The organism is Xanthomonas sp. SHU 199, assembly GCF_000364665.1.
GTDB lineage: Bacteria > Pseudomonadota > Gammaproteobacteria > Xanthomonadales > Xanthomonadaceae > Xanthomonas_A > Xanthomonas_A sontii.
Genome location: NZ_AQOI01000787.1, coordinates 1 through 438 on the forward strand (window position 1 = coordinate 1; position 438 = coordinate 438).

The following is a 438-nucleotide window of genomic DNA, read 5'->3' on the forward strand; positions in this document are numbered from 1 at the left end:
TGGACAGCAGCCAGTTGTTGAGGGTGACCGCACGGTCGATCCGTGCCCAGTCCAGCCACGCGCCGATGCCGCCGCACAGGCCGCGCACCGGCGCGGCCAGCGTGCCCGGCAGCAGCCGTGCGGCTTCCTCGGCGGCGTAGTCGGCATAGGTGGTGCGCGGCGAGCAGACCCAGGCGTTGCCGGGGTGGCGTTCGCCGACCGTCACCGGCAGTGCCAGGTCGCCCGCCTGCAATACCTCGATGCGCGCATGTGCGTTGTCGGCCAACTGCTGCGCGTCGCCGCCGGCGTGCAGCGCGGCGAAGCGTTGCAGCTGCGCGGCGTAGTGGGCGGCTGCGGCGGCGGCGTCGCCATGGCTCATGGCGGCGGCAGTGCCTCGCCGTCCCACTCGGTATCGCGGGTGGCGGCTTCGCGCACGCTGCAGCGCTGCGCCAGCGCCAG

At 74.2% G+C, this 438-nt stretch carries 1 pseudogene; it reads right to left on the reverse strand.

The window, feature by feature from the left end:
• A pseudogene (locus D183_RS25585) lies at positions 1-358 on the reverse strand (hypothetical protein); the annotation flags it as partial.
• Positions 359-438 lie beyond the last annotated feature (80 nt).